Source organism: Streptomyces sp. NPDC058464 (assembly GCF_042721035.1).
Classification (GTDB): domain Bacteria; phylum Actinomycetota; class Actinomycetes; order Streptomycetales; family Streptomycetaceae; genus Streptomyces.
In genome coordinates this window covers 41,234-62,462 of the sequence record NZ_JBHXMA010000055.1, presented here as the reverse complement: position 1 = coordinate 62,462, position 21,229 = coordinate 41,234, and the positions used below count along the sequence as shown (strand labels likewise).

Annotated in this window: 19 protein-coding genes and 1 pseudogene; 7 read left to right on the top strand and 13 right to left on the bottom strand. The window is 72.2% G+C overall.

Features of this window, described 5'->3' with window-relative positions; translation table 11 throughout:
• The 6 genes from ACFWPQ_RS45240 to ACFWPQ_RS45215 all read left to right on the top strand — a co-directional run bounded on the left by ACFWPQ_RS45240 (nt 1) and on the right by ACFWPQ_RS45215 (nt 7,655).
• On the top strand, nt 1-786 hold the full coding sequence (locus ACFWPQ_RS45240; RefSeq protein ID WP_384049073.1) for a GntR family transcriptional regulator: 786 nt from the start codon (nt 1-3) through the stop codon (nt 784-786).
• Between the two features lie 320 nt (nt 787-1,106).
• The gene (locus tag ACFWPQ_RS45235; protein WP_384049070.1) at nt 1,107-2,423 is read left to right on the top strand and encodes an ABC transporter substrate-binding protein; all 1,317 of its coding nucleotides are present in this window, start codon (nt 1,107-1,109) and stop codon (nt 2,421-2,423) included.
• 9 nt (nt 2,424-2,432) lie between these two features.
• Nucleotides 2,433-3,413, top strand: a complete 981-nt coding sequence (locus ACFWPQ_RS45230) for a carbohydrate ABC transporter permease (protein WP_384049067.1) — start codon at nt 2,433-2,435, stop codon at nt 3,411-3,413.
• Nucleotides 3,410-4,300 carry a carbohydrate ABC transporter permease gene (locus ACFWPQ_RS45225; protein ID WP_384049064.1) on the top strand — a complete coding sequence of 297 codons (891 nt, stop codon included), beginning with the start codon at nt 3,410-3,412 and terminating at the stop codon, nt 4,298-4,300. Before ACFWPQ_RS45230 ends, ACFWPQ_RS45225 begins: the two co-directional genes overlap by 4 nt.
• A gap of 26 nt (nt 4,301-4,326) precedes the next feature.
• Nucleotides 4,327-5,649: a glycoside hydrolase family 36 protein gene (locus ACFWPQ_RS45220; RefSeq protein WP_384049061.1), complete on the top strand. Its 1,323-nt coding sequence runs from the start codon at nt 4,327-4,329 to the stop codon at nt 5,647-5,649.
• Nucleotides 5,646-7,655 (top strand): beta-galactosidase, encoded by a 2,010-nt coding sequence (locus ACFWPQ_RS45215; protein ID WP_384049059.1) that lies wholly within the window; start codon nt 5,646-5,648, stop codon nt 7,653-7,655. The genes ACFWPQ_RS45220 and ACFWPQ_RS45215 overlap by 4 nt, the downstream gene beginning before the upstream one ends.
• Here ACFWPQ_RS45215 and ACFWPQ_RS45210 read toward each other — a convergent pair.
• The 4 genes from ACFWPQ_RS45210 to ACFWPQ_RS45195 form a co-directional block, all read right to left on the bottom strand.
• On the bottom strand, nt 7,649-8,635 hold the full coding sequence (locus ACFWPQ_RS45210) for an aldo/keto reductase (RefSeq protein WP_384049056.1): 987 nt from the start codon (nt 8,633-8,635) through the stop codon (nt 7,649-7,651). The genes ACFWPQ_RS45215 and ACFWPQ_RS45210 overlap by 7 nt on opposite strands.
• 74 nt (nt 8,636-8,709) lie before the next feature.
• Nucleotides 8,710-9,378: an NUDIX domain-containing protein gene (locus ACFWPQ_RS45205; RefSeq protein ID WP_361290798.1), complete on the bottom strand. Its 669-nt coding sequence runs from the start codon at nt 9,376-9,378 to the stop codon at nt 8,710-8,712.
• Between the two features lie 210 nt (nt 9,379-9,588).
• Nucleotides 9,589-11,409 carry an ABC transporter ATP-binding protein gene (locus tag ACFWPQ_RS45200; protein WP_384049053.1) on the bottom strand — a complete coding sequence of 607 codons (1,821 nt, stop codon included), beginning with the start codon at nt 11,407-11,409 and terminating at the stop codon, nt 9,589-9,591.
• A 75-nt stretch (nt 11,410-11,484) separates the two neighbouring features.
• Complete coding sequence (locus ACFWPQ_RS45195) at nt 11,485-12,246, bottom strand: ROK family protein (protein WP_384049051.1); 762 nt, start codon at nt 12,244-12,246, stop codon at nt 11,485-11,487.
• A gap of 459 nt (nt 12,247-12,705) precedes the next feature.
• On the opposite strand from ACFWPQ_RS45195, the gene ACFWPQ_RS45190 reads away from it, so the two are divergent.
• A complete protein-coding gene (locus tag ACFWPQ_RS45190) occupies nt 12,706-13,626 on the top strand; it encodes an NADP-dependent oxidoreductase (RefSeq protein ID WP_384049048.1) in 921 nt (306 codons plus the stop codon).
• Between the two features lie 14 nt (nt 13,627-13,640).
• On the opposite strand, the pseudogene ACFWPQ_RS45185 reads toward ACFWPQ_RS45190, so the two are convergent.
• From ACFWPQ_RS45185 to ACFWPQ_RS45145, 9 genes and pseudogenes are all read right to left on the bottom strand, one after another.
• Nucleotides 13,641-13,847 (bottom strand): annotated as a pseudogene (locus ACFWPQ_RS45185) (hypothetical protein); the annotation flags it as partial.
• Nucleotides 13,820-14,899 (bottom strand): Gfo/Idh/MocA family protein, encoded by a 1,080-nt coding sequence (locus tag ACFWPQ_RS45180; protein ID WP_384049045.1) that lies wholly within the window; start codon nt 14,897-14,899, stop codon nt 13,820-13,822. The gene ACFWPQ_RS45180 and the pseudogene ACFWPQ_RS45185, both read right to left, overlap by 28 nt.
• Nucleotides 14,884-15,540: a ThuA domain-containing protein gene (locus ACFWPQ_RS45175; RefSeq protein ID WP_384049042.1), complete on the bottom strand. Its 657-nt coding sequence runs from the start codon at nt 15,538-15,540 to the stop codon at nt 14,884-14,886. Before ACFWPQ_RS45175 ends, ACFWPQ_RS45180 begins: the two co-directional genes overlap by 16 nt.
• A gap of 333 nt (nt 15,541-15,873) precedes the next feature.
• Nucleotides 15,874-16,893, bottom strand: coding sequence for a sugar kinase (locus ACFWPQ_RS45170; RefSeq protein WP_384049039.1), 1,020 nt, complete (start codon nt 16,891-16,893; stop codon nt 15,874-15,876).
• Entirely contained in the window at nt 16,890-17,525 is a 636-nt protein-coding gene (locus ACFWPQ_RS45165; protein ID WP_384049036.1) for a bifunctional 4-hydroxy-2-oxoglutarate aldolase/2-dehydro-3-deoxy-phosphogluconate aldolase, read from the bottom strand. The genes ACFWPQ_RS45170 and ACFWPQ_RS45165 overlap by 4 nt, the downstream gene beginning before the upstream one ends.
• A 70-nt stretch (nt 17,526-17,595) precedes the next feature.
• Nucleotides 17,596-18,426, bottom strand: coding sequence for a hypothetical protein (locus ACFWPQ_RS45160; protein ID WP_384049033.1), 831 nt, complete (start codon nt 18,424-18,426; stop codon nt 17,596-17,598).
• Nucleotides 18,423-19,568, bottom strand: a complete 1,146-nt coding sequence (dgoD, locus tag ACFWPQ_RS45155; protein WP_384049030.1) for a galactonate dehydratase — start codon at nt 19,566-19,568, stop codon at nt 18,423-18,425. Before dgoD ends, ACFWPQ_RS45160 begins: the two co-directional genes overlap by 4 nt.
• Nucleotides 19,565-20,377, bottom strand: coding sequence for a FadR/GntR family transcriptional regulator (locus ACFWPQ_RS45150; RefSeq protein ID WP_384049027.1), 813 nt, complete (start codon nt 20,375-20,377; stop codon nt 19,565-19,567). Before ACFWPQ_RS45150 ends, dgoD begins: the two co-directional genes overlap by 4 nt.
• Nucleotides 20,378-20,423: 46 nt before the next feature.
• Nucleotides 20,424-21,197, bottom strand: a complete 774-nt coding sequence (locus tag ACFWPQ_RS45145) for an SDR family NAD(P)-dependent oxidoreductase (protein WP_384049024.1) — start codon at nt 21,195-21,197, stop codon at nt 20,424-20,426.
• Nucleotides 21,198-21,229: the final 32 nt, after the last annotated feature.

Sequence of the window (21,229 nt, the reverse complement as noted above, 5' to 3'; positions counted from 1 at the left end):
GTGGCCCGTACCAGGGATTCCGCCCGCACCGCGACCGTCTCGGCACTCGACGCCCTGGACTTCGCCCTGGACCGCGGCAGCCCGGTGCCGCTCTACTACCAGCTCGCCCAGCAGCTGGAGGAGGCCATAGAGCACGGAGTGCTCGCCCCGGGCAACCTCCTGGGCAATGAGATCGACCTGTCGGTGCGGCTCGGCCTGTCCCGGCCCACGGTCCGCCAGGCCATCCAGTCACTTGTCGACAAGGGCCTCCTTGTGCGCCGCCGGGGCGTGGGCACCCAGGTGGTGCACAGCCAGGTCAAGCGGCCGCTGGAGCTGAGCAGCCTCTACGACGACCTGGAGTCGGCCGGGCAGGGCCCGACCACCCGGGTGCTGCGCAACGAGCGGATCCACGCGACCGCGGAGGTGGCCGCCGCGCTCGGCATCGCGGAGGGCGCGGAGGTGGTCGTCCTGGAGCGGCTGCGCTGCACGCACGGCCAGCCGGTGGCGTTCCTGTGCAACTACCTGCCCGCCGGCCTGCTCGATCTCGAGACCGAGCGGCTGGAGACGACCGGTCTGTACCGGATGATGCGCACGGCGGGCATCACCCTGCACAGCGCCCGGCAGACGGTGGGCGCCCGCAGCGCCACCGCCGAGGAGGCCGTCCGGCTCGACGAGAAGGAGGGCGCCGCCCTGCTCACCATGCGGCGCACGGCCTACGACGACACCGGGCGGCCGGTGGAGTACGGCAGCCATGTCTACCGGGCCTCCCGGTACGCCTTCGACTTCCAGCTGCTCGTACGGCCGTAGAACGTGGCGTGCCAGGCCGGTTGCTGCGGGTTTAACCGCTGGTCCCGCCACCCGAAACCAACACGCCCGCACACGAGCCCCCATGGAGTTTGTCCCATGGGGGCTCCGTCGTACCGCTTTGTTCAACAAACCGGCAGGCAACCATGTCGATTACGTTTCGGGCAAGAGACGGGCGAGAGAGTCGCAGGCTATTGACGCATGAGCGGACAAGCGGCTGTTATTGCGCCCACGATGTTCGGCCGAGTTGGTTTCTGATCGGTTTCGGGACCTTTCGAAGATCAACTCTTCCCCTTGCCGAACCCTGTTACCCAGGAGCCGCCATGCGCATCTCCCCGTCCGGTCTTCACGTGCCGGGTCCGAGCCGCCGTAACGTTCTGCGTGGCGCCGGTTCGGCCGCCCTCCTCGCCGGTGCCGGCATACCCCTGCTGTCCGCCTGCGGCAGCAGCGGGTCCTCCTCCTCGGACTCGAAGACCGTCAGCCTCGGCTCCAACGCGTCCGACGCCGTGCCGAAGAAGGCGTACCAGTCCGTCTACGACGCCTTCAAGAAGTCGTCCGGCGTCACCGTCAAGGTGAACACCAAGGACCACAACACCTTCCAGGAGCAGATCAACTCGTACCTGCAGGGCACGCCGGACGACGTGTTCAACTGGTTCGCCGGCTACCGGATGCAGTTCTTCGCGGCCAAGGGCCTCGCCTCCCCGATCGACGACGTGTGGGAGAAGATCGGGGCCAACTTCCCCGACGCGATGAAGAAGCTCAGCAAGGGCGCCGACGGCAAGTACTACTTCGTGCCGCTGACCACGTACCCCTGGGCGATCTTCTACCGCAAGAGCGTCTTCCAGGAGAAGGGCTACACGGTCCCCACCACGTGGGACGAGCTGGTCGCCCTGTGCAAGCAGATGAAGAAGGACGGCCTGGTCCCGATCGCCTTCGGCGACAAGGACGCCTGGCCGGCCATGGGCACCTTCGACCAGATCAACTTCCGCCTCAACGGCTACGACTTCCACGTCGAGCTGATGGGCGGCAAGGCCGCCTGGACCGACTCCAAGGTGAAGGACGTCTTCGACCACTGGGCCGAGCTCCTCCCCTACCACCAGGACGGCTTCATGGGCCGCACCTGGCAGGACGCCGCCCAGACCCTGGTGTCGAAGAAGGCCGGCATGTACCTCCTGGGCACGTTCGTGGCGCAGCAGTTCACCAACGCCTCCGACCTCGCGGACCTGGACTTCTTCCCGTTCCCGGAGATCAACTCCGCGTACGGCCAGGACACCGTGGAGGCGCCCACCGACGGCTTCATGGTGAGCAAGTCCCCGAAGAACCACGACGGTGTCGTGAAGCTGCTGGAGTACCTCGGCACCCCCGCCGCCGAGGAGACGTACCTGAAGACGGACCCGAGCGTGGTCGCCGCCTCCAGCAAGGCCTCCACCGCCGCCTACTCGACGCTCCAGAAGAAGGCGTTCGACATGATCGGCGGCGCCAAGAGCCTCACCCAGTTCATGGACCGCGACTCCCGGCCGGACTTCACCTCCACGGTGATGCAGCCCGGTCTGCAGAAGTTCCTGCAGAACCCGAAGGGTGTCGACAGCCTGCTCTCGTCCATCGAGCGGCAGAAGAAGACGATCTTCGCGTCCGAGTGAGCTGACTGAATGTCGACTGACACCCCCACGAAGTCCCAGGAGGCGGCCGCCGTGCCGCCTCCTGGGCGCGCGTCCGAGAAGAAGCGGGTCCAGCAGGGGCACAAGCGCCTGCTGACCCGCCGTGACCGCATCACGCTCGCCTTCATGGCGGGCGTGCCGACGGTTCTGCACGTAGTCCTGGTCTGGGTGACCGCCCTGGCCTCGATCCTCCTCGCCTTCACCTCCTGGGACGGCATCGGCTTCGACTCCATCAAGTGGGTCGGGCTCGACAACTTCCAGCAGCTCTTCAACGACAACCCGCAGTTCTGGCCGGCCGTCCAGCACAACGTCATCTGGTTCGTCGTCCTCATCCTGCTCCCGACCCCGTTCGGCCTGTTCCTGGCCGTGCAGCTGGACAAGAAGATCCGGTTCAGCCGGGTCTACCAGACGGCGTTCTTCCTGCCCGTCGTCATCTCCCTGGCGTGCATCGGGTTCGTCTGGCAGCTGATCTACAACCCGGACACGGGCCTGATCAACAGCCTCATCGGCGCCAACAAGCCGGGCCACTACATCGACTGGATCGGTGACCCGAACCTCAACCTGTGGGCGGTCCTGGTCGCCGCGTCCTGGCGGCACACCGGCTACATGATGATCCTGTACCTGGCCGGCCTGAAGAGCGTGGACCCGTCGCTGCGGGAGGCCTCGGCCCTCGACGGCGCCAACGAGTGGCAGACGTTCAAGAACGTCATCTTCCCGACGCTGCGGCCGACCAACACCATCGTCCTGGTCGTGACCATCATCGAGTCGCTGCGCGCCTTCGACCTGGTCTTCGTCTTCAACAAGGGCGCCCAGGGCACCGAGTTGCTCTCCATCCTGGTGACCAACAACATCATCGGCGAGTCCAGCCGTATCGGTTACGGCTCGGCGATCGCGGTGGTGCTGCTGTTCATCTCCCTGATCGTGATCATTCCCTACCTGATCGCGACCTTCCGGAAGGAGCGGCGCGCATGAGCACCGTGAGCAGCGCGCTGCCCAAGCAGCGCAACCCGATCCGCCCGGCCCGTGTCCTGCTGCACGTGTTCCTGGCCGGCACGGCCCTGGCGTGGCTCGCCCCGCTGCTGTGGGCGATCTTCTCGGCCATGCGCCCGTACAGCGAGACCAGCAACCGCGGTTACGTGTCCTGGCCGCACACGCTGAACTTCGACAACTTCAAGAACGCGTTCGAGCAGTCGGACATGACCCACTACTTCATGAACACGCTGGTCATCGCGGTCCCGGCCGTGCTGCTCACGCTGTTCCTGTCGTCGATGGTCGCGTTCTACGTGGCCCGCTTCGACTTCCGGGTCAACCTCTTCCTGCTGCTGGTCTTCACGGCCGGCAACCTGCTGCCGCAGCAGGTCATCATCACCCCGCTGTACCGGATGTACCTGCTGACGAACCTGCCGGGCATCACGGCGAGCGGCAAGCTGTACGACTCGGCGCTCGGTCTGGTGCTGATCCATGTGGCGTTCCAGTCCGGGTTCTGCGCCTTCGTGCTGTCGAACTACATGCGTTCGCTGCCGCACGAGCTGACCGAGGCCGCGCTGGTGGACGGCGCGTCGGTGTGGCGGCTGTACTGGCAGATCACGCTGCCGCTGTGCAAGCCGGCGATGGCGGCCCTGGCGACCCTGTTGTCGATCTGGATCTACAACGACTTCTTCTGGGCCCTGGTGCTGATCTCGACCGGTGAGAACATGCCGATCACGTCGGCGCTGAACAACCTCTCCGGTCAGTACTTCACCGACCCGAACCTGGTCGCCGCCGGTTCCCTGCTCACCGCGATCCCGACGCTGCTCGTGTACTTCGCGCTCCAGAAGCAGTTCGTCAGCGGTCTGACCCTGGGCTCCGCAAAGGGCTGATCCGGCCCCGTCCGAAAGAGAACCTCGTGCACAACCCGTTCACCCCGGTCGCCTCCGTGGCCGTGGACACGCGCACCGCCCGTGTCCACGAGGAGGGCTGGCAGTCGTGGTCGCCCAGTGGCGCCTACGCCCTCGGCGCGGCTCCGTACCGCCCGACGAACGACAACTGGGCGACCGTGTGTTACCGCCCCGGCCGCGACGTGCCCGCAGGGGCCTTCCAGGGCGAGGGCCTGCTGGCGCTCGACCCGGGCGACGGCTCGCCGGTCCGGCTCTGGGCGGCGGCCGACCCGCTGCACGAGGTGCCTTCGGTGCGGCTGACCGTCGCGTCCGGGGTCGCGGAGGTCGAGGCCGACGGCCCGGTCAAGGAGTGGACCGGCACGGACATCCAGTCCGTGCTGGCCGACTGGGCCGGCGCCCTGGCCGTGCCGGCGCCCCGCCCCGCGCCCACCGTCTGGTGCTCCTGGTACGAGTACTTCACGGCCGTCACCGAGGACGACATCCACGAGAACCTGCGGGCGATGGACACCCTCGACCTGCCGATCGACGTGGTGCAGATCGACGACGGCTACCAGAGCGCGCTGGGCGACTGGCTGACCCTGTCCGGCCGCTTCCGCTCCCGACGGGGCATCGCGGACGCCATCCGCGCCCGCGGCCGCCGGGCGGGCATCTGGACGGCGCCCTTCCTGGTCGACCCGGGGAGCGACCTCGCCGAGACCTACCCGGACTGGCTGGTCCGCGACCCCGACGGCAGAGCGCTGCGCGCGGGCCGCAACTGGGGTCACGCGCTGTACGTCCTGGACACCACCCACCCGGCCGCCGCGGCCTACCTGACCGACGTCTTCGCGACGCTGCGCGCCGAGGGCTACGACTACTTCAAGGTCGACTTCCTCTACGCGGGCGCGATGGACGGCGTACGGCACTCGGGCGCGGACCCGCTCACGGCGTACCGGCTGGGCATCGGCCTGATCCGGGAGGCGATCGGCGCCGACGCCTACCTGCTGGGCTGCGGCGCGCCGATCCTCCCCTCCATCGGCCTGTTCGACGCCATGCGGGTCAGCCCGGACACGGCTCCGCACCGCCGTCCCGAGGCCGACGACTTCAGCCAACCCGGCCAGGACCCGGCCGAGTTCACCGGGGTCGGCCGCCAGTGGCAGCACAACCGCCTCTGGGTCAACGACCCGGACTGCCTGATGGCCCGCCCCGCCGTGGAGACCCGTGCCCGCTGGGCGGCGCACGTGGAGGCCGTCGGCGGCCTGGTCGCCTCCAGCGACCGGCTGCTCTCCCTCGACCAGTGGGGCGTGGAGACGACCCGCCGCCTTCTCACCGGAGCCACCGGAGTGAACCGATGAACGACCGCACCCTCTCCGTCCCCGGCATCGCCTACGGCGGCGACTACAACCCCGAGCAGTGGCCCGAGGAGGTGTGGGCCGAGGATGTCCGCCTGATGCGCGAGGCGGGCGTGAACATGGTCAGCGTGGGCATCTTCTCGTGGGCGCTGATGGAGCCCTCCGAGGGCGTCTACGACTTCTCCCGCATGGACAGGATCCTCGACCTCCTCCACGAGAACGGCATCGCCGCCGACCTCGCCACCCCGACGGCCGCCCCGCCGGCCTGGTTCTTCCGCGCCCACCCCGAGGCGCTCCCGGTGGACCACGACGGCCGCACCCTGTCCTACGGCAGCCGGCAGACGTTCTGCCCTAGCAGCCCCGCCTATCGCGCGGCCGCGCTCAGGATCGCGGGCGCGATCGCGGAGCGGTACGCGAGCCACCCGGCCGTGAAGATGTGGCACGTCCACAACGAGTACGGCTGCCACAACGCGGCCTGCTACTGCGACACCAGCGCGGAGTCCTTCCGCCGCTGGCTGCGGGCCCGGTACGGCGACGACCTGGCCGCCCTCAACGACGCCTGGGGCACCACCTTCTGGAGCCAGTGGTACTACGACTGGGACGAGGTCCTGCCGCCCCGCGCGACCGGCGCCGTCCCCAATCCGACGCACCAACTGGACTGGCGGCGGTTCTGCTCGGACGAACTCCTGTCGCTGTACAAGGCGGAGCGGGACGTTCTCCGGGAGGCGGACCCGGCCATCCCCGCCACCACCAACTTCATGGTGATGTTCAACTTCGACGCCCTCGACTACTGGCGCTGGGCACCGGAGCTGGACGTGGTGGCCAACGACCACTACCTGCGCTCCACCGACCCGGAGTCGCAGATCGACATCGCGCTGAGCGGCGACCTGATGCGGTCCCTCGCGGGCGGGCCGTGGCTGCTGATGGAGCACTCGACGGGCGCGGTGAACTGGCAGTCCGTCAACCGGGCGAAGACGGCGGGCGAATTGCGCCGCAACGCGCTGGCGCATGTGGCGCACGGCGCGGACGGCATCTGCTACTTCCAGTGGCGGGCGGCGAAGGCGGGTGCCGAGCAGTGGCACTCGGCGATGCTGCCGCACGCGGGGACCGACAGCCAGATCTGGCGGGACGTGGTCCGGCTGGGCGCGGATCTCCGGGCACTCGCCGAGGTACGCGGCAGCACCGGCACGGCCGAGGTGGCCGTCGTCTGGGACTGGGACGCCCGCTGGGCCGTCGAGCTGCCCTCGCAGCCCAGCGAGGAGCTGCGCTACCTGGACGTCGTCCGCGCCTGGTACGAGCCGCTGTGGCGGGCCGGGGTGGCGGTGGACTTCGTCCGCCCTGACGCTGACCTGTCGGCGTACAAGGTGGTGCTCGCCCCGAGCCTCTACCTGGTGGACGACACGGGCACGGCGAACCTGACCGCCTTCGCGGAGGCCGGCGGCACCCTCGCCGTCGGCTTCCACAGCGGCGCGGTGGACGAGAACTGCCATGTGCGGCTGGGCGGTTACCCGGGCGCCTTCCGGGAGCTGCTGGGCGTGTCCACGGACGAGCTGTTCCCGCTGCTGCCCGAGGAGCGGGTGCCGCTGAGCGAGGGCGGCACCGGCTCGCTCTGGTCCGAGCGGGTGCGGCTCGCGGGCGCGGCGGCGGTGACGTCGTACGCCGACGGGCCGCTGGCCGGGGTTCCCGCGGTGACCCGGCACGGATACGGCGCGGGCACCGCCTGGTACGTGGCGACGCTCCCGGACCCCGACACCCTGGCGGGGCTGCTCGGCCGGATCCGCGCCGAGGCGGGCGTGGCCGCGGGCCGCACCGCCCCGGCGGGCGTGGAGGTCGCCGTGCGGCGCGGTGCGGACGCGGACTACGTGTTCGTGATCGACCACACCGGCGAGGGCGCCGAAGTACCGGTCGCGCCCGGCTCGGTGGAGCTGCTGTCCGGCAAGCCCGCCGACGGTACGGTCACCGTGGCACCGGGCGAGGTCGCCGTCGTACGGGAGCCGCGCGGTCAGTGAGCCGCGTCCAGGCGGGCCCGCTGGCCGGGCGTCAGCTCCAGGTCCACGGCGGCGAGGTTCTCCTCCAGCTGGGCCACGGACGACACCCCGGCCAGCGGGACGACCGGCAGCGGCCCGCCCAGCAGCCAGGCCAGCACCACCTGGTTCAGGGTCGCCCCGGTCTCCCGGGCCACCTCGTTCAGCGCGGCGAGGCGGGGCGGGGTGCCGGGGTGGTCGAGGTCGGCGGTCAGCGCCTTGCCGGGCTGGGTGTACGCGCCCTTGAGCAGCGGTGAGTAGGCGACCAGGGTGAGGTCCGGCTCTGCGCGCAGGTAGCTGTGCAGCTGGGCGTCGGCGGAGCCGAGACTGCCGTCCGGGAACAGGTCGTCGGGGATGTCGGTGCGCGGGCGCAGGTAGCTGTGGTGGTACTGGAGCACCTCGTAGCCGGGCAGGCCGGCCGCGGCGGCGAGGGCGCGGGCGCGTTCCAGCCGCCAGACGGCGTGGTTGCTGGCGCCGAGCAGGCCGACGGTGCCCTCCGCGACGAGCGCGGCGAACCCCTCGACGGTCTCGCGGAGCGGGACGGCGGGGTCCTCTATGTGGGCGTACAACAGATCCAGCTTCTCGACGCCGAGGCGTTCACGGCTGTGCTCGGCCGACTCCCGGATCACCTTCGCGGACAGGCCCTCGGGGTTGTCGGTGTAGCCGGTCCCGGGGGCGAGGGGGCGGGCGCCCAGCTTGGTGGCGATGACGACCTCGTCGCCGATCCCGCGGCTGCGCCGCCAGCGGCCGAGCAGTTCCTCGCTCTGGCCGCCCTGGCTCCCGTCCTCCCAGAAGGCGTAGTTGTCGGACGTGTCGATGAAGTTCCCGCCGGCCTCGACATAGCGGTCGAGGACGGCGAAGGAGGTCTGCTCGTCGGTGCGGGACCCGAAGAGCATGGCGCCGAGCGCGAGGACGCTCACCTCTCGGCGGGTGCCCGGGTCGGTGCCGATGGTGCGGTACTTCATGCCGTCTCCTCCGTCCGGGCACCCGGGGATCCGGGTGCCCGGTGGTGAGTCTTCGGCTTGAAGTGCGCACGAAGTCAAGGGCGCCCGGCGAACGGCCCGTCCAGGGCCGCCCACTGCAGCAGCATGATCGTCTTGGCGTCGGCGATCTCGCCCGTCCGGATCATCTCCAGGGCGCGCCGGAAGGGGAGTTCGAGGATCTCGATGTCCTCGCCCTCCTCGTCCAGGCCACCGCCCTCGTGGGTGCGGGTCGAGGGGCCGTAGGCGGCCGCGTAGAAGGAGATCCGCTCCGTGACCGAACCCGGGCTCATGTAGACGTCGAAGACGTGCTCGACCTCGCCGACGGTGTGGCCGGTCTCCTCGACGACCTCCCGGCGGACCGCGTGCTCCGGGTGCTCGGCCTCGTCGTCCAGGAGGCCCGCCGGGGTCTCGACCAGCATCCCGTCGGGGTGGCCGTTCACGTACACCGGGAACCGGAACTGGCGGGTGAGCAGGACGGTTTCGCGCTCGGCGTCGTAGAGGAGGAGGGTGGCGCCGTTGCCGCGGTCGTGGGTCTCGCGTTCCTCGGTGTGCCAGGTGCCGTCGGCGTGCTGGAGGTCGAAGGTGGTGGCCCGCTCGACGTACCAGTTGCTGGACAGGAGCCTCACCTCCCGAACCTTCACACGCGGGTTGCCGGTCAGGTCCAGGCCGACGCGGTCCAGACCGGTACGGCCCCGGCGGTCGGGGGTGTCGATCCCGGCGGTCATCGCGGACCGTCCGGGCGGGCGGGGGCAGACAGGTGACTCATGATCACCTGTCTACCACCCGCCCGCGTCCGACCGGCACCTTCCAAACCGACCGAGCAAGGTAGGCCACGGTCCGACAGCGCGCCCCCGAAGGGGCGCGGGGAACTGCGCGACCAGCCACGACGGCGCCGCAGCCAACCGACGACAGCACCCCGGCCCCCAGCGGGGCGCCTAATGGACTTCGGCCCGCGCCGCCGGCCCCTCGTCCAGGAACCCGCCCGACTGGTGCTGCCACAGCTTGGCGTAGGCGCCCTCCGCGGCGAGCAGTTCGTGGTGCGTGCCCTGCTCGACGATCCGGCCGCGGTCGAGGACCACGAGCCGGTCCATGGAGGCGACCGTGCTCAGCCGGTGCGCCACCACCAGCGCCGTCCTGCCCTCCATGAGCCGCCACAGCGCCTCCTGGACCAGGATCTCGCTCTCGGAGTCCAGCGCGCTGGTCGCCTCGTCCAGGAGCAGGATCGGGGCGTCCCGCAGGATCGCCCGGGCCAGGGCGACCCGCTGGCGCTGGCCGCCGGAGAGCTTGACGCCGCGCTCCCCCACCATCGTGTCGAACCCGTCCGGCAGCGCGTCGGCGAACTCCGTGACGTGCGCGGCCTCCGCCGCCAGCCGGATCTCGGCGTCGGTGGCGTCCGGCCGGGCGAAGGCGATGTTGTCCCGCAGGGTGCGGTGGAACATCGCCGGGTCCTGCGGGACGTAGGCGATCTGACTGCGCAGGTCGGCCTGGCGCAACCGGCTGATGTCCTGGCCGCCGATCATGATCCGGCCGGCGTCGATGTCGGTCATCCGCAGCAGCAGCCGGGTGAGCGTCGTCTTGCCGCCGCCCGACCGGCCGACGAACCCGAACTTCGACCCGCCGGGCACGTCCAACTCAAGCCCTTCGAACAGCGGTTTGGCACCCGCGTGGGCGAAGGAGACCTTCTCGAAGCGGACGCCGGCGGCCCGCGGCGCGAGCGGTTCCGGAGCCTCCGGGTCGACCACGGTCGGCGGTTCGAGCAGCAGTTCGGTGAACTGGGCCGCCTCCGTCATGGAGCTCTCCATGCGCCGGTAGATCTGGTTGAACTCGAACATGATCCGGGTCGCGTTGGAGTAGTACGTGAAGGCGACCACGACCGCCTCCACACTGTGCCCGCCACCGGCCAGGGCGACCGCGAGCAGCAGGCCCAGCGCGTTGGTCGCCACGGACATCGGCGCGACGAAGGTGTCGATGCGCAGGTTGCCGTAGTCCCACGAGCGCAGCTGGCGCCGCCGTGACTCGGCCACCCGCAACCGGTGTTCGGCGGCCTCCCGCTCCTCCGCGGCGAACGCCCGGACCGTGTCCATGTTCATCAGGCTGTCGGCGACATGCCCGGACACCCGGGCGATGGCGTCCTCGCGCTGGGCGACCAGCCGCTGCCGGTGCCGGATCAGCGGCACCACGCACACGCCGGTGATCGCGATCATCGTCAGCAACCCGACGACCAGGAGCGGTTCATAGCGCCACAGCACCACCGACCCGAACGCGAGCGGCACGAAGCTGCCGACGATGTTGAAGGTCAGCGTGTCCGCGAACTCCTCGAAGCGGTTGGCGAAGCTCAGCACCCGCTTGGTGAGCGACCCGGCGAAGTTGTCGTGGAAGAACGCGGCGTCCTTGGCGAACAGTTCGTCCATGCCGATGACGTACAACTGCTCGATGCCGAGGGCGTCCAGGCGGTTCAGACAGTGCAGACCGATCCGCCACAGGGCCTCCGCCAGCAGCAGGACACCGCCGAAGCCGAGTACGTACGGCAGTGTGGCGCGGAGGCTCAGGCCGTGGCCGTCCGCGATCCGGCCGACGAGCCTGGCCACCACCAGCGGTGCCAGGTAGTTGATTCCGATGTTGCCGAGCGCCGGCAGCAGCATTCCGGGCAGTGTGAGCCACTTGAGCCGGGCCAGCTCCCGTCCGTAGTAGCGCAGCGCGAGCAGGACCGCGCCCTGCCGGGGTCCGGTCGCAGGTAAATCGACTGAGGATGTCATCTCAACCCTGTGTAGTCGTCGTACGGCATGCCGAGTCGGCCGCCGCATGGTCCGCGACGGCCTGGAATCGGCAGGTCAGGAAAGGGAAGTGTCCCGCGACGACGGTCGCTCAGTCCACGTGTTTTTTCGTCGACGACTACGGAGCGAACACGCGGTCGACCGGATGGGGGCCGACTCGGGGCTCAGCCCAGCAGCAGCGACCGGGGCTGGGCGGAGAGCGCCTGGTCGAGGACGAGGGAGGCGGCGCCCACGGCGGCGACGTTCTCGCCGAGGGTGGTGGAGACGACCGTCGTCGGGCGGGTGGACTTCACGAACGGGGGAGCGGGCGACCATGGGTTCGATGACGGACAGCAGCCGGTCGGCGAGCAGCTTCCAGGTCGGTCCGCCGAACACGATGGTGTCGACGTCCAGCAGGATGGCCGCCACGCACACGCCCCGGCCGATCCGGATCGCGAGCCGCACCAGACCGCGCTGGGCGTCGGCCGGGTTGGTCACCGTGTACTCGGCGCCGAGGCCACCGGCCTCGCCCGCGTTCCCGGAGACCCCGCTCAGCACGGTGTCCTCCACCACCAGGCCCGTGCCGGAGCCGGTGCCGAGGTGGAAGAAGAGCAGGTTGCGGCTGTCGGTGGCCGCTCCGGTCCGGGTGATGTTCGAGACGGTCTGCGCGGACAGCCAGGTGGCCTGGGCGAGTTCCACCCGGCTCAGGCCGGTGGGGTGGCGGCGGACGGCGTCGAGGATCACGGACTCGTTGAAGTCGCCGAGGCGCGGCAGGTCGGTGCCGCGCCGGACGGTGGGCTGCCCGGCGCTCGCCGTGCTCCCCGTCGTGCTGGTCAACATGGCTCTCCCCGCCCCGGCCGGCGGCACCCCGCGTCCGCTCCTCCGACGCATTCAGTTGGCGGAATGTCGAGGGCACGGCTCCGCGGCCGCGGACGGTCCTTGCGGGTACACGCCGCTCCAGCAGGTCGCAGTCGTGGACGGTGGCGATCGCGGGCGGGTCTGCGGCTTACGGGCAGGCGGGCGTGAGGGGAGGGGGAGGGACCGCGGGCACGCGCGGGCGCCCAGGGCGCGGGCCGAGTGGCCCATGCCACAGGACCGGAGGTGGCCCAGACACCCGGGCCGGTTCCGGCATACGGTCGAAGGCGTGACCAGGGCAGCGCCCGCCGCTCCCCTCGCCCGCCGCCGTCCGCGGTGGCAGGGCTCGCCGCGGGGCGCTGAGATGGGTCACGACGGGGCGGCCGCCGCCGGGCGGGGCCGGTCCGTCGCCGCGACTCCCCCACCCTTCCAGAGGTACCTCACATGCAAGCCATCACCGTCAAGGACCGCGACGCCGGAGTCGGCGGTCTCGCCCTCACCGAGCTGCCGCACCCGCACGCCGCGGAGAACGACGTGATCGTGCGCGTGCACGCCGCCGGATTCACGCCCGGCGAACTGACCTGGCCCGCCACCTGGACCGACCGGGCAGGTCGCGACCGCACCCCGAGCGTGCCCGGCCACGAGCTGTCCGGCGTGGTCACCGAGCTGGGCTACGGCACCACCGGACTGACCGTCGGCCAGCGGGTGTTCGGGCTCGCCGACTGGACCCGCGACGGCACGCTCGCCGAGTACACCGCCGTCGAGGCCCGCAACCTCGCCCCGCTCCCGGCCGACGTCGACCATGTCACGGCCGCCGCCCTGCCGATCTCGGGGCTCACCGCCTGGCAGGGCCTCTTCGACCACGCGCGCCTGACCACCGGGCAGACCGTGCTGATCCACGGTGCCGCGGGCGGCGTCGGCTCCATCGCCGTGCAGCTGGCCCGTGCGGCGGGCGCGCGGGTGATCGGCACCGGCCGGGCGGCCGACCGCGACCTCGCCCGTGACCTGGGCGTGGACACCTTCGTGGACCTCCAGGCCGAACGGCTGGAGGACATCGGCGAGGTCGACGTGGTGTTCGACGTGATCGGCGGCGAGATCCTCGACCGCTCCACGGCGCTGGTCCGCGCCGGCGGCACGCTGGTCACCATCGCCCATCCCGTCACCGTCCACCCCGCGGACGGGCGGGCGGTCTTCTTCGTCGTCGAACCCGACCGCGCACGCCTCACCGACCTCGCCGCACGGCTGCGGGACGGACGGCTCAGGCCCGTCGTCGGCGCGGTCCGGCCCCTCGCCGAGGCGATTGCCGCGTTCACCCCGGAGAAGCGCACGCACGGCAGGACCATCATCCGGGTGGCGGAGGACTGAAGGCCGCCGATGCGGACGGCCTCGACAGCCCGGCCGGCCCACTCGGCGGGGGCGGGGGCGGTGCCGGTGACCTTGAAGCAGCTGGTTCCCCAGGGCGTGCCCCACGGGGCGCCCGGGGCGATGGGGCGGGTCGGGGCGGCCGGCCCCTCGGCCACCGGGACGGGTTCGTCCGGGGTGGACCAGATCTCCACGGTCAGCGGAGCGGAGCGGGGCGCTCGCAGGTGCTGGTCACCGGGAGTGCGCGGCCCTGGTCCGCCGCGTCCATGAGGGTGAGCATGACGTCCAGGACGTGGGCGGCGAGTTCGGCCGACGCGCGGTGCGGGCGCCCCTGCGCCAGGGCCTCGGCGAGATCGGCGAGGCCGATGCCGCGGCCCGTGTCCCGGTAGCCGGCGGAGACGGGCAGGGTCTGCCAGCCGTCGCCGCGGTGGAGTTCGACGGCGCCGTCGAAGCCGTTCGGGTCGGGCACGGACAACGAGGCCTCGGTGCCGTGCACTTCGATGCGCGGCAGCCGGGCGGCGTGCACGTCGAAGCTCATGAGCAGGGTGGACAGCACTCCGCCGGCGTGCTCCAGGACACCGGTGACGTGGGTGTCCACCTCCACCGGGAAGACGGTCCCCGCGCGCGGGCCGCTGCCGATGGTCCGCTCGGCCCGCGGCCGGGAGGAGGCGCCGGTCACCCGGACCACCGGGCCCAGCAGGTGGACCAGGGCGGAGAGGTAGTAGGGGCCCATGTCGAGCAGCGGGCCGCCGCCCGGCCGGTAGTAGAACTCCGGGTCCGGGTGCCACCTCTCGTGTCCGGCGGTGGTCATGAAGGCGGTGGCCGCGACCGGCCGGCCGATCAGACCGTCGTCGACCGCCTTGCGCGCGGTCTGCGTTCCGGTGCCGAGGACGGTGTCGGGCGCGCAGCCGACCCGCAGCCCGGCCTCCCGCGCCGCCGCCAGTACGGCGTCGGCCTCCTTGCGGTTCGCCGCGAGCGGCTTCTCCCCGTACACGTGCTTGCCCGCGGCGAGCGCGGTGAGGGCGACCTCCGCGTGGGCGGCGGGAACGGTGAGGTTGAGTACGGCGTCCACGCCGTCCCGGGCCACGAGCGCGGCGACGTCCGGCGCCTCGGCCGCCCCGGTCCGTTCGGCGACGCTCCGCGCGCGGGCGGGGTCGAGGTCGGTGACGGCGGTGAGCCGTACGGACGCGAGCCCTTCCAGGGTCGAGAGGTAGGCGCCGCTGATCTTCCCGGCGCCGACGACGCCGATGCCCAAAGGCTTCAGCGGCTCGCCCACAGCAGCCCCCTTTCGGTCAGCGTGCGCACCTCGGGCACGTCGAAGTCGTCGGGCTTGTGCCCGATGGTCGAGACGAAGACCCGCCCCGCGCCCCAGGTCCTGGTCCACACGGCGGGCATCACCGCGGGCCGGTCCCGGAGTTCGTCGGCGGGGAAGGTGGTGGTCGCGAGGACGTCGATGTGGGGGTCGGTCAGCAGCCAGTACTGCTCGGTGTGCACGGCGAAGTCGTCCAGGCCCGCGATGACGGGGTGGTCGGCCCGCTCGGGCAGCAGGTGCACGGTGTGGTCGTGGAAGCCCGGCGGGTGCATCACGAACGTGCCGCCGGTCAGCAGGTGGTAGCCGTGGTCGTGGAAGCTGTCGACGATGCCGCCGTGCCAGCCGGCCAGGCCGGTGCCGGCGCGTACCGCGGCGGCGAGGTTGTCGCTCTGCTCCCGGGTGACGGTGCCCATGGTCCAGCACTGCACGACCAGGTCGGTGGCGGCCAGGCGTTCCGTGTCCTCGTACACCGCGAGGTCCTCGGAGGTCTCGACGACGAACCCGTTCTCCTTGAGGAAGGGGACGAAGCCGTCGCTGATCGTCACGGGCTGATGCCCGTCCCAACCGCCGCGGACGACCAGCGCCCGCCGGATGTCGGTGGTCAAGGTGATCGCACGCTCCCATCGGCGCCGCACGGCTGCGTGCGGCGGTCGGTAGTGAAAACGGTGGGGTCGGACGAGTGGCGATGCGAACCCATGAATGCCCCCCCACGGTCTGTCAGGCACCCCACACTTCAGAAACGCCCTGCCGGCCAGGACCGCACACCGCACGGAGTCCACGACCGGACCCCGTCCTCGCAGCACGACCAGCCGCATCTCTCCTCGGCCCGGCGGGCAGCCGACGTGGCGCGATCGGCGAGGCGTCCCATGCCTCACCGGTCGCGCCGATGAGTCCAGCGACGGTCCAGGGACAGTCCGGCGATTATTCCATCGCCCTTGTCAACCGGCTATCGCCTTGATCGACCGGCTTCGGACCGCCTCGGAGCCTTCTCGTCGCCAGTCCCGGTCGGTGAGTTCGAGGAGCCGGGCGATGTCCGGCGGCTCGGGCAGAGGGCCGTGATCTCCCGTCACCTTGAGGGCGGAGACGGCGGTGAGATGGCCCAGCCGGAGGGCGCGGGGCAGTGTCTCCGCGCGCAGCAGCCCGGCCAGGAAGCCCGCCGCGAACGCGTCGCCCGCGCCGACCGGTTCCACCACTGCCGTCCGCAGCGCGGGCACCGTGCACGCGCCGTTCGCGGTCACGGCGGTCGCGGCCCGGGCGCCGTCCTTGACGACGAGGATCCGCGGCCCGGGCAGCAGGTCCCGCAGGCCGGTGACGGTCAGGTCGGCGCCCCACAGCTCCTGGGCCTCGTCGAGGCCCACGAAAACGATGTCAGCCCGGTCGGCGAGGGTGCGCAGCACCGCCGGCGCGGTGCCGTCCGGCCACAGCGCGGCCCGGTGGTTGACGTCGAAGCTGACGGCGTACGGCCGTTCGGCGGCGGGCGTGTCGAGGGCCCGGGTCACCAGGGCGCGGCAGGACGCGGAGAGGGCGGGGGTGATGCCGGTGAGGTGCAGGACGGCGGCCGAGCGCAGGGGTTCGCCGTCGAGCAGGCCGGGGCCGAGGGCCGAGGCCGCCGAGCCGGTGCGGTAGTAGTGGACGCGGGTTCCGGCGGGGCCCGGGTTCTTGAGGAGGAGGCCCGTGGGCCGGTGCGGGTCGGTGCGCACATGCGTCACGTCGACCCCGGCGGCGGCGACCGCGGCGCGCACCCGGCCGCCGAGCGGATCGTCGCCGACGGCCGAGAGCCAGCGGGCCGGAACGCCGTGGTCCGCGAGGTACATGGCCACGTTGGACTCCGCTCCCGCGACGGACAGCCGCAGTTGCTCGGCGTCCGCCAGCGGCCGGGGCGGATCGGGGGCCAGGGCGGCCATGGTCTCGCCGAGGCAGACGACGGGTCCCGGGGCCGGGCGCCAGGGAGCCGTCATGCCGGTCCCTCCTCCGGTACGGCGGCCCGGAACGCGCGGGCCCGCTCGCGCAGGGCGGTGATGCTGCCGCCGTCGGCCGCGTCCCCGACGAGGGGGGAGCCGATGCCGACGGCGGTGGCCCCGGCGGCCAGGTAGGCCCGGGCGGCCGGCACGTCGACGCCCCCGACCGGGACGAACGCGGCGTCGGGGAACGGTCCGCGCAGCGCCTTCAGGTAGGCGGCTCCCCCGGCCTCGGCGGCCGGGAAGAGCTTCAGGGCGGACGCGCCACGGGCCTGCGCCGCGATCACGTCGGTGGGGGTCAGCACGCCCGCGAGGACCGGCATGCCGAGCTGCCGGGCGGTGTCGGCGCCGGCGCCGAGACCGGGGGTGACGGCGAACGTGGCGCCCGCACGGTGGGCGGCGTGCGCGTCGGCGGCGGTCAGCACCGTGCCGGCGCCCAGCGGACGGTCGGGGCCCAACTCCTTGCGGGCCCGGGTGAGGACGGTGAGCGCGTCCGTACCGCTCAGCGACACCTCGATCAGTTCGATGCCCTCCTCGGCCAGGGTCAGCACGGTGTGCAGGGCGGCGTCCGGGTCGCCGCCGCGCACGATGGCGAGCAGGCGACGGGCGGCGAGGGCGGCTCGCAGATCCACGAGCGGGCTCCTTCCTTGTGTCTCAGGGGCCTTGTGTCTGAGGGGCCTTGTGTCTGAGGGGCCTTGTGTCTCAGGGGCAGCGGCAGTCGGCGGTCACGGTGAGCCGCCAGCGGACCTCGCCCGCGGCGGGGACGCGGGCGGCGTCGTCCGGGCCCGCGTCGGCGAGGTCGAAGACGCGGCCGAGCATCGGCTCGACGCCCGTACTGCGGTAGGGCCGGCCGGCGGGGAAACCGTCGAGGTTGCGCCACAGGGCGACGGAGAGCGGCTGGTCCTCCGCCTCGACGGCGAAGGCGAGCCGGTCCGGCCCGTCGTGCACACAGCACCGGCCGCCGTCCACGACGGCTCCGACCGCCGTGCCGTCGTCCGGTCCGAACCGGTCGAGCCGCAGTCCCAGGGGCGTGGGCCAGGGTCCCGTCACCCAGGGGGCGCCGTCCGGCCAGGGCCGGTTCAGCAGGGGCGCGGCCTCCGGGAACACCCGGGTGGGCGCGCCCTCGTGGGCGCGCAGGACGGCCTCCTCGGAGAGGTCAAGGAGCGCGTGGGCGGCCCAGAGGAAACGGAAGCCGGCGTCGGCCGCCAGCACATAGTCGGCCTCCACACCGTCGGCCGTACCGCGCAGCTTGCGCGTCAGGGTGAAGCGGTCGCAGCGGACGGTCTCCCCGTCCCCGTCCCCGTCCCCGTCGCGTGTCCAGGGCCGGGACCAGGCGTCCCCGTGGTCGGGGGTGCCGCGGACGGTGGGGACGCACTCCTCCAGTCCTCCCGCGTCCACGAACGCGTCGCCCGGTGCCACGTCATGGCGTGCGGGGCTGTCGCGCCGCCACAGCCATTCGCGGCCGCCGTGGCGCAGCGAGGTCCAACGGCCGCCGTGCGCCAGGTCGGTGACGACGTCGAGCGGCACGGTCACCACTCCGCGAAGGAGCCGTCGGCGTGCCGCCACACCGGGTTGCGCCACCGGTGCCCGACGCGGTCGGCGGCGCGGACGGCCGCCTCGTCCAGGGTGATGCCGAGCCCGGGGGCGTCGCCGCGGTGGGCGTGCCCGTCCACGAAGCGGAAGGGTTCGGTGTCGACGAGGTAGGAGAGGAGGTCGGCGTCCTTGTTGTAGTGGATGCCGCGGCTCTGTTCCTGGATGAGGAAGTTGGGGGTGGCGAAGGCGACTTGGAGGCCGGCCGCGAGGGCGATGGGGCCGAGCGGGCAGTGCGGGGCGAGCTGGGCGCCGTAGGTCTCGGCGAGCGAGGCGATGCGGTGGACCTCGGATATGCCGCCGGCGTGGGAGAGGTCCGGCTGGGCGACCGCGATGCCCGCGGCGAGGACGGGCAGGAACTCGGCGCGCGAGTACAGGCGTTCGCCGGTGGCCAGCGGCACCGGGCTCGACGAGACCAGGCCGGGCAGCAGGTGGCCCTGCTCGGGGACGACCGGTTCCTCCACGAACAGCGGGTGCAGCGGGGCGAGTTCGGCGAGGACGCGGCGGGCGCTCGCGGCGGTGAAGCGGCCGTGGAAGTCGACGGCGACGTCCCGGTCCGGGCCGAGGACGTCCCGGGCGGCGCTCACCCGGGCGACGACGGCCGCCGTCTCCGCCGCCGTGGCCAGCGGCGAGGTGGCGCCGGCGGCGTTCATCTTCACCGCGGTGAAGCCCGCCTCCACCTGGGCCGCTACCTGCTCGGTCAGCTGGGCGGGTTCGTCGCCGCCGACCCAGGCGTAGACCCGCACCCGGTCGCGCACCGGACCGCCCAGCAGGGCGTGCACGGGCGCGCCGTAGGTCTTCCCGGCGATGTCCCACAGGGCCTGGTCGAGGCCCGCGACGGCGCTCGACAGCACCGGGCCGCCCCGGTAGAAGCCGCCCTTGGTGAGCACCTGCCAGTGGTCCTGGATGCGCAACGGGTCCTGCCCCAGCAGGTATTCGGCGAGGACGTCGACGGCGGTGCGGACGACCTCGGCGCGCCCCTCGACGACGGGCTCGCCCCAGCCGACCACTCCGTCGTCGGTCTCGACGCGGCAGAACAGCCAGCGCGGCGGGACGAGGAAGGTCTCTATCCGGTCGATCTTCACTGGCCGCCGCTGCCTTTCGTGTCGTCGGTCCCGGAGCCGTCGGTCCCGGAGCCGTCGGTCCCGGAGCCGTCCGTCCCAATGCCGGCCTCGGGGCTGTCCTCGGGGCCGTCGAGCCGGGCCAGGTCGCGGCCCGCCTGGTCGAGCAGGGCCCGCATGGCGGTCTCGGCCGCCTGTGGGTCGCGGTCGCGCACGGCGTCCAGGACGGCGCGGTGGGCGGGGACGGGGTCCTCGCTGTGCGGGGAGCTGTGCACGATCCGGTCCCGGTGGGCGAGCCCCGACTCGATCACCATCTCCATGCGTTCGAGCAGTTCGTTGTGGGTGGCGGCGAGCAGGGCGCGGTGGAAGGCGAGGTCGGCGTCGACGGCGTGGCCGGGGTCGGCCTCCTCCCGGCCCATCGCCTCCACGGCCGTCTCCAGCAGCAGGAGGTCGGCCTCGGTGCGGCGCTCGGCGGCGAGCCGGACGGCGGCCGGTTCGATGATGGCGCGGACCTCGGCGAGGTTGCGCAGCAGCGACCACTCCGCGCCGGTCGCCCCGCCGCCCTCGAACTGCCAGCGCAGCACGTCGGCGTCGAGCAGGTTCCAGTCCGCGCGGGCCCGTACGAACGTGCCGCGCTTCTGGCGGGCGTCGACCATGCCCTTGGCGGCGAGCACCTTGAGGGACTCGCGCAGGGCGGTGAGGCTGACGTCGAGTTCGCTCTGCAGCGCCACCAGGTCGAGCGTGGCCCCTTCCGGGATCTCGCCGCCCAGGATGCGGCGCGCCAGCGCCTCCACGGTCTGGCCGTGCACACCGCGGCGGGCGTAGGGCGTCATGTCGTACAGCCTTTCTGTTCCACGTTCCGGTTCCGGTCCAAGGGCATCATGCGGAGGCCTTCACCACGCTCCAGCCGCCGTCCACGACGAGACTGGACCCGGTGATGTAGGAGGCCTCGTCGGCGCAGAGGAACGCGATCGCGGCGGCCACCTCCTCGGGGGTGCCGAAGCGGCGGGCGGCCGTTTGGGCGATGCTGCGTTCCCGTTCCTCGGGCGGCACCCTGTTCCAGGCCCCGGTCAGGACGGGCCCGGGGAGTACCGCGTTGACGCGCACCTCGGGCCCGTACTCGACGGCGAGCTGCCCGCACAGGGACAGCAGGCCGCCCTTGGCCGCGGCGTAGGCGGGGTGGCCGGGGATGCCGGCGTGGGCGTGCACCGACGAGGTGAGCACCACGGCGCCGCGCCGCGCGCGCAGGTCGGGCAGGACGGCCCTGACGCCGAGGAAGGCGCCGGTGAGGTTGACGTCGAGCTGCCGCTGCCAGGACGGCAGGGTCATCTCGTGGGCCGGTGCGACGTCGACGGTGTAGGCGTTGCTGACGAGCACGTCGACCGGTCCGAAGGCATGGGCGGCGGTCACGATCCGCGCCCAGGCGTCCTCGGCGGCGACGTCGGCGTGCACGTACCGGGCCCGGCCGCCGTCCTTCTCGATCCCGTCCACCACGGCCTGGCCGCGTTCGTCCGCGATGTCGGCGAGCACGACCGCGGCGCCCTCCCCGGCGAGGCGTGCGGCGGTGGCGGCTCCGATGCCGGAGGCGGCGCCGGTCACCACGGCGGTACGGCCGGTGAAGCGGGCACCGTACCGTGGTACGGACTGGTCCATCGGGCTCCTTAGAGGGTGAGCTGCTGGCAACA